Below are 7,737 nucleotides of genomic sequence, written 5' to 3'. Positions count from 1 at the left end.
GTTCGATTCGCTGCAGCGCGATGCGCTGTTCAACCTGCGCGGCGCGGATTTGCGCAAGATTCGCCAGCAGGCGCTGGAGAATCTCGAACATTACGGCGTGTCGACCGACAGGAGATTCGTCGATCCTGACGACCTGGAAGTCGTCAAAGTTCTTCTGCTCCACCTTGCCGTCCTTGAAGCTGATCTCGCCGTATTTGGCGAGGCTCAGCCCCATGATCGCGGCGCCCTCGATCTGCGAGGCGATGCGTTCGGGGTTGACATAGGTGCCGCAGTCGATCGCCGTGTCGACCCTTGGCACCGTCAGCTTGCCCTTGTCGTCGACGGCCACCTCGACGATGGTCGCGATGTAGCTGACGAAGCTGCGATGCACCGCAATACCGAGACCGTGGCCCTTCGGAACCTGGCGACCCCATCCGCCCTTCTCGGCGACCAGCTCGACGACCTTGCGAAGGCGCGCAGTGTCGATCGGGTAGCTGTCCTGGGGCTCGCCATAGTTCCAGAGGTCCTTCACGTCAGGCTTGACGATGCGGGGCGAGCCGATCAGCTCGAGCAACATGTCTTTCTGGTCGCGCCCTGTCGCCTGCGCGATCTCGCCGACCATCGACTGCACCGCGAAAGCGCGCGGAATGTTCGAGACCGAGCGGAACCAGCCGATGCGGGTATGCGCGGCGGCCTCCGGATTCTCGCACGAGATATTGGCGATCTCGAACGGCATGTCGACGAGGCCCATGCCGATCTCGAACGGCGCTTGATTCACAGTGCCGGCGGCGAAGGTCGATGCGATGCTGGGAGCCACGCTGCGGTGGCGCCAGGCAATCACCTTGCCGCTCTTGTCGAGGCCGGCCTCGATCCGCTCGACCGAGACCGTGTGCAGGAAGCCGTTATGGATGTCGTCCTCCCGCGTCCACTGCACCTTGACCGGTGCGCCGAGCTCCTTCGACAGCAGGGCGGCCTCGAGTGCAAAGTCGCATTTCGACTTGCGGCCAAAACCGCCGCCGAGCAGGGTCACGTTGACGGTGACGTTGCCTTCGGGAATGCCGAGTGTCTTGGCGACGTCTTCGCGGGTGCCGCCCGGGCTCTGCACCGGCGCCCAGATCTCCGCCTTGTCGCCCTTGACGTCGGCGACCGCCACCGGCGGCTCCATGCTGACATGGGCGAGATGCGGGAGGTAGTACTCGCCGACGATCACCTTGTCCGCGCCCTTCAACGCAGCATCCGCATCGCCCTCCTTGCGCAGCACGAGGCCGGGCTTGCGCGAGGCCTCCTCGAGTTCCTTGCGGTAGGCGACCGAGTCGTATTTGCCGTTGGCCCCGTCGTCCCAGACCAGCTTCAGCGCATCGCGGCCCTTGATCGCCGCGCCGGTGTTGCGCGCGATCACGGCAACGCCGCCGAGCGGCTGGAACTTCGACGGCCACGGCCAGCCTTGAACCTTCATCACCTTCTCGACGCCGGGGACCTTCAGTGCCGCGTCCGGATCGAACGAGACCAGCTTGCCCCCGGTCACCGGCGGGCGCGCGATCACGGCATATTTCATGCCCGGCAGCCGCACGTCTGCGCCGTAACGCGCCTTGCCGGTGGTGATGTCGTGGAGGTCGACCATGCCGACCTGCCCCTTGGTGAGATAGCGGAAAGCCCGGGGGTCCTTCAGCTTGAGCCCTTCGATGCTGGGCACCGATTCCTTGGCGGCGTCGGCGGCGAGCTCGCCGAAGCCGAGCTTGCGGCCGCTGGCGCTGTGGACGACCTCGTGATTGACCGCCTTGACCTCGGTCGCCGGCACGCCCCAGCGCTTCGCGGCGGCCTGCTCCAGCATGGTGCGGGCCGAAGCGCCGATCTGGCGCATCGGCATCAGATAATGCCGCGTGCTGCGCGAGCCGTCGGTATCCTGGTTGCCGAACTTCACCTCGTCGCCATGGGCCTGCTGCACCTTGACCCTGGACCAGTCGGCTTCCATCTCCTCTGCCACGATCAGCGGCAGGCTGGTGCGCACGCCGGTGCCCATTTCCGAACGGTGCCCGACGATGGTGACGATGCCGTCCGGGCCGACCGAAACGAACACGCGCGGATCGACCACGACGCCATGCGGCATCTTGCCGGCACCGGTCTCATAGGCAAGCGCCTGGCGCGACATCACGGGCGCGGCGAGCACGAAGCCGCCGGTGACGCCGAGCCCCTTCAGGATACTGCGGCGCGAGACCTTCTCGACCCTGACGTGCTTCTCGAAACCGCGAAGCTTGCGGGGATTGTCGATGAAATTCATGTCACACTCCCGTCGATGCGAGATGGACCGCGTTCTCGATGCGTTGGTAGCAGCCGCAGCGGCAGATGTTGCCGGACATCGCCTCGCGGATCTGATCATGCGAGGGCTTTGGGTTCTCCATCAGAAGCGCGGCGGCCTGCATGATCTGACCGGCCTGGCAGAAACCGCATTGGGGCACGTTGACCTGGCGCCAGGCCTTTTGTACCGGATGATCGCCGTTCGCATGCAGCCCTTCGATCGTGGTGACCTCGCGGCCGGCGACGTCGTTCACCGACGTGACGCAGGCCCGTACGGCCTCCTTGTCGACGATGACGGTGCAGGCGCCGCACAGGGCCTGGCCGCAGCCGTATTTGGTGCCGGTCAGCCCGGCCTCGTCACGCAGGAACCAGAGTAGCGGGAGATCCGGGTCGCCGTCCCAGCTCTGTTCCTGGCCGTTGATCTTCACCTTGATCATGATCGTCCCTCGCTCTTCATAAGCATGCCAAATTGAGAACCCGCCGACGCCAGTCGGCCCAATGCCAGTTGCGTCGCGTCGTCACATTCCGGCCCAGGATCCTGCACGGGCAAATCCCGGCAGGGGCAGGAACGTGAATCTCGATGTCTGGATGTGTTCGATACCTCCCGTTTTTGTTCTTAATTGATTGCATTTCGCGCGGCATCGTGACGGCGCGATCGTAACAGGGATCGCGCCGGCCCGGCGTTCACAGCCGGGTGTTCTCACCGGGAAAAGATTGTATCGATGGTTTGTCAAAAGCAGGGCGTGTCATCGCGCCGCGTGGACCGCGCGTTCGCAAACAGGCGGTGCAACGAAAAAAAGCTTCGTCCGCCAGAAAGACTGCGCGGACGAAGCAGGATGCCTCAGTCGAGGGAGGGAGAAACGCAGGGCCGGGACTTCAAGACGGAAGTTGGCGGCGCCGCGCAGTCATTCAGAGACCAGGACTGAGGGAACTAGTCACCCTCGTATACGCGTAGATTGCAGAGGCTGCGGCAGCGCCGCGATCGTCCCGGGGCCTGAGCCCGTCCGGCTCGCCGGCACTGGTCGAGGCCAGCGAGCGGACGGGGTTCGGCGAACGTCTGGCGGCCTTGCTTAAGCAGCTTTGGCTTTGGCAACGTGGGTCGCGAGCGCGTCCATTAGCGCCGGTGACAGGCAATCATAGGGCTCGAGCCCGATTTCCTTCAGCCGCGAACGGATGCCAGCCATCTGCTCCGGCTTCACGCCCGCTTCGATCACCGAGGAGACGAAGGCGGCGAATTGCGGCGCCTGCGAGCCCTGCTCCTGGAACAGCTCGGGATGGATGAAGTCGAGACCGTAGAACGCGTGGCCCGTGTTTTCGATGCGGCCGTACAGGTGCGTGCCGCAGGCCTTGCAGGCGTGACGCTGGATCACCGCGGAGGGATCGACGACCTGGAGCTTGTCGCCGTTCTCGAGCACGGTGACGTTCTGGCGCGGCACCACGGCGACGACGGAGAACATCGCGCCCTGCGGCTTCCAGCACTTGGTGCAGCCGCAGGCGTGGTTATGCGCGACGTCGCCCTTGATGCCAACCTTGACCTGGTGGTCCTTGCATTTGCAGGCCAGCGTACCGCCGGCGAAGCTGCCGCTGCCCTGTTTGAGGCCGTTGTCGATCGTAGGGTGGAGTGCAACAGTCATGGGTCGATCCTCCTTGGGGGTGACGCTTTCGAGCTAGAACACGACGACTGAACGGATGGATTTGCCCTCGTGCATGAGGTCAAAGCCCTTGTTGATCTCCTCGAGCTTGAGCACGTGGGTGATCATCGGATCGATCTGGATTTTTCCGTTCATGTACCAGTCGACGATCTTCGGCACGTCGGTGCGGCCGCGCGCACCGCCGAAGGCCGTGCCGCGCCAGTTGCGTCCGGTGACGAGCTGGAACGGGCGGGTGGCGATCTCCTTGCCGGACTCGGCAACGCCGATGATGATCGAGGTGCCCCAGCCGCGATGGCAGGCTTCCAGCGCCTGGCGCATCACCGTGGTGTTGCCGGTGCAATCGAAAGTGTAGTCGGCGCCACCGTCGGTGAGGCCGACGAGATGCTGGACGATGTCGCCGGTAACCTTCTTGGGATTGACGAATTCAGTCATGCCGAACCTGCGGCCCCAATCCTCCTTGGCGTCGTTGATGTCGACGCCGATGATCTTGTCGGCGCCGGCCATCTTGGCGCCCTGGATCACGTTGAGGCCGATGCCGCCGAGGCCGAACACGACCACGTTGGAGCCTGGCGTGACCTTCGCGGTGTTGACGACGGCGCCGACGCCGGTGGTGACGCCGCAACCGATGTAGCAGCTCTTGTCGAAGGGGGCGTCCTCGCGGATCTTGGCGACCGCGATCTCCGGCAGCACGGTGAAGTTCGAGAAGGTCGAGCAGCCCATGTAATGGTAGACCGGCTTGCCCTTGTAGGAGAAGCGGCTGGTGCCGTCGGGCATCACGCCCTTGCCTTGCGTCGCGCGGATCGCGGTGCAGAGATTGGTCTTCTGGCTGAGGCAGCTTTTGCACTGCCGGCATTCCGGCGTGTAGAGCGGGATGACGTGGTCACCCGGCTTCACCGAGGTCACGCCGGGACCGATCTCGCGGATGATGCCTGCGCCCTCATGGCCCAGGATCGACGGGAAAATTCCCTCGCTGTCGAAGCCGTCGAGCGTATAGGCGTCGGTATGGCAGATGCCCGTCGCCTTGATCTCGACCAGGACTTCGCCGGCCTTCGGGCCTTCCAGATCGAGCTCGACGATCTCGAGCGGCTTCTTGGCCTCGAAAGCGACGGCTGCACGTGTCTTCATCGTAAACTCCTCAGATTCTCGTGGGGCGCCAAGAGGTCGTCTCGGCAGTCCTCGTAGCGTAGCTTCACTTCTTGCCCATGCAGGCGTCTTCCGCCTTGGTGTAGGCCTCTGTCTTCTCCTCCTTCTTGGAGGGACGCTGCCGGCCCCATGCTTCGGTGGAGCGGGCGCGCAGATAGACGTACAGGTCGTCCATGTAGCAGGCGACGTTCGGATTATCGCCGAAGGCCGGCATGACGTTCTCCTGCGCGGTCGAGATGTTCTTGCGACCCGAGGCGACCACGCCGAGGAAATCGCCATAGCTCATCGTCTTGACGGAATCCTTGAGCGCCGGCGCGTAGGTGGAGCCCATGCCGTCCGGGCCATGGCAGACGTGGCAGTCGGAGTGATAGCGGCGGTATCCGGAATAGGTGAACCAGTCCACGGTGCCGTCCGCCGAAATCTTGTAGGTCGGGATTCCTTCCTTATCGAGCCACTTGCCGTCGTCTTCCTTCTTCACGGCGGTCGGGTCGCCCGGATCGTCCGCGACCGCAATTCCTCCGGACGCAACCAAGATCGTCACAGCAATGACAGAGCAGATTTTACGCAAGAGATTCATCCTCGAAGGAACCCGGGGGAGACGAGCCGGCGCGTGGAGTTAATCCACGCGCCGGAGCGATGCTGATGGGCCTAGTTCGGCAGCGCGAACACGGTCAGCGTACCGCCGAGTGCCGTGTAGTTGCTGAGGGCCGCGTAGCCACCGACTGCGCCGAGACCTGCGGTCGGATCGGTCAGACCGGCCGCCAGACCGATGCCGGCCCAGCCGCCGACGCCGGAGAGCACTGCGACATACTGCTTGCCGCCGTTCTCATAGGTCGTGACGTTGCCGATGATGCCGGAGGGAGTCTTGAACTTGTAGAGCTCCTTGCCGGTCTTGGCGTCGACCGCCTTCAGGTAGCCTTCGAGCGTGCCGTAGAACACCACGTTGCCGGCGGTTGCGAGCGCACCCGACCAGACCGAGAACTGCTCCTTGTTCGACCAGACGATCTTGCCGGTCTTGCCGTCCCAGGCGATGAAGTTGCCCATGTGGCTTTCACCCTGCGGCGGATACATCGAGAGCGTCGCGCCCACATAGGGCTGGCCCGCGGTGTAGCTCACCTTGAACGGTTCGTAGTCCATGCAGACGTGGTTGGTCGGAACGTAGAACAGTTGCGTGTCCGGCGAGTAGGCTGCCGGCTGCTCGTCCTTGGTGCCGAGCGCGGCCGGGCAGATGCCCTTCACGTTGTGGTCCTCGCCCGCCTTGTCGGTCGAAGCTGCGTCGAGCACCTTCGGACGGCCGTAGGTCGGCGAGTTCTTGTCCATGTCGACGCCGGAGGTCCAGTTCACCTTCGGATCGTACTTTTCGGCGACCAGAAGCTCACCGTTAACGCGATCGAGGGTATAGGCGAGGCCGTTACGATCGAAATGCGTCAGCAGCTTGCGCGGCTGGCCGTTGATCGCCTGATCCGAGAGGATCATCTCGTTGACGCCGTCATAGTCCCACTCGTCGTGGGGCGTCATCTGATAGACCCACTTGGCAACGCCGGTATCCGGGTTACGCGCCCAGATCGTCATCGACCATTTGTTGTCGCCGGGACGCTGCTTCGGATTCCAGGTCGAGGGGTTGCCCGATCCGTAATAGACCAGGTTCAGCTCGGGATCGTAGGAGATCCAGCCCCAGGTGGCGCCGCCGCCGATCTTCCACTGATCGCCTTGCCAGGTCTTGAGGCTCGAGTCCTTGCCGACCGGCTTGCCGAGTGCGGTGGTCTTCTCGGCGTCGACCAGAATCTGGTCATCCGGGCCTTCCGAATATCCGCGCCATGCCAGCTTGCCGGTCTTGATATCGTAGGCCGACATATGAGCCTGGACGCCGAACTCGCCGCCGGAGATGCCGATCAGCACCTTGTCCTTGATGACCATGGGCGCCGACGTGCCGGTCTCGCCCTTGCTGGGGTCGCCATTCTTGGCGGTCCATGCGACCTGACCGGTCTTGACATCGAGCGCGACGAGGGTGGTGTCGGCTTGATGCAGGAAGATCTTGCCGTCGCCGTAGGCCAGGCCACGGTTAACCGTGTCGCAGCACATCACCGGGATAACGTTCGGATCCTGCTTCGGCTCGTACTTCCAGACGATCTTGTTCTCCTGCGAAAGGTCAATGGCGTAGACCTTGTTTGGGAACGGGGTATGGACGTACATCATGTTGCCGATGATCAGCGGGCCGCCCTCATGGCCGCGCAGCACGCCGGTCGAGAAGGTCCAGGCAACCTGGAGCTTGCCTACGTTCTGTGCGTTGATCTGGTTGAGCTTGGAATAGCGGGTATTGGCGTAGTCACCGGTCGGCATCACCCAGTCTTTCGGGTTCTGCGACATCTTGATCAGCTCGTCATTGGCCGACGCGCTCCCGACGGCGAGAGCCGCCGCTGAGCCAAGAAAGGTCGCCAGTAGCACCTTGCGCATAGTCATTCCTCCGTTGGTCTCGTTTATTGTTTCCGAAGCATTAGTGATTCACCGGGCTTCTCGTCCGGCGTCTGCTCGTGCAGGGCGGTCACGTTTGGGACCAGAAACGATGCTGGGCTGTCTCCTCCTCCTGATGAGAGCCACGGGTCCGCGTGCAGCGCGGCCCGTTCTTATTGTTCCTGCCGCAATCCCTAACGACTTCGTCATCGGGAAA

Annotated in this window: 6 protein-coding genes; all 6 read right to left on the bottom strand. The window is 63.5% G+C overall.

Going from position 1 to position 7,737, the window contains the following annotated elements:
* A partial coding sequence (locus MOV75_RS04715) for a molybdopterin cofactor-binding domain-containing protein (protein ID WP_247005037.1) occupies nt 1-2,257 on the bottom strand: 2,257 nt, incomplete at its 3' end.
* A 1-nt stretch (nt 2,258) separates the two neighbouring features.
* Complete coding sequence (locus MOV75_RS04710) at nt 2,259-2,711, bottom strand: (2Fe-2S)-binding protein (protein WP_247005035.1); 453 nt, start codon at nt 2,709-2,711, stop codon at nt 2,259-2,261.
* Nucleotides 2,712-3,344: 633 nt separating this feature from the next.
* Nucleotides 3,345-3,908 (bottom strand): S-(hydroxymethyl)glutathione synthase, encoded by a 564-nt coding sequence (gene gfa, locus MOV75_RS04705; RefSeq protein ID WP_246918088.1) that lies wholly within the window; start codon nt 3,906-3,908, stop codon nt 3,345-3,347.
* A 33-nt stretch (nt 3,909-3,941) separates the two neighbouring features.
* On the bottom strand, nt 3,942-5,051 hold the full coding sequence (locus tag MOV75_RS04700; RefSeq protein WP_246918087.1) for an S-(hydroxymethyl)glutathione dehydrogenase/class III alcohol dehydrogenase: 1,110 nt from the start codon (nt 5,049-5,051) through the stop codon (nt 3,942-3,944).
* Nucleotides 5,052-5,115: 64 nt separating this feature from the next.
* Nucleotides 5,116-5,646, bottom strand: coding sequence for a c-type cytochrome, methanol metabolism-related (locus MOV75_RS04695; protein WP_246918086.1), 531 nt, complete (start codon nt 5,644-5,646; stop codon nt 5,116-5,118).
* A gap of 71 nt (nt 5,647-5,717) precedes the next feature.
* Nucleotides 5,718-7,523 carry a lanthanide-dependent methanol dehydrogenase XoxF5 gene (gene xoxF5, locus MOV75_RS04690; RefSeq protein WP_246918085.1) on the bottom strand — a complete coding sequence of 602 codons (1,806 nt, stop codon included), beginning with the start codon at nt 7,521-7,523 and terminating at the stop codon, nt 5,718-5,720.
* Between the last annotated feature and the right edge of the window lie 214 nt (nt 7,524-7,737).

Origin of the sequence: Bradyrhizobium sp. PRIMUS42 (genome assembly GCF_023006515.1) — a bacterium.
Taxonomy (GTDB): domain Bacteria; phylum Pseudomonadota; class Alphaproteobacteria; order Rhizobiales; family Xanthobacteraceae; genus Bradyrhizobium.
This window is presented reverse-complemented; position numbering and strand designations above follow the sequence as displayed.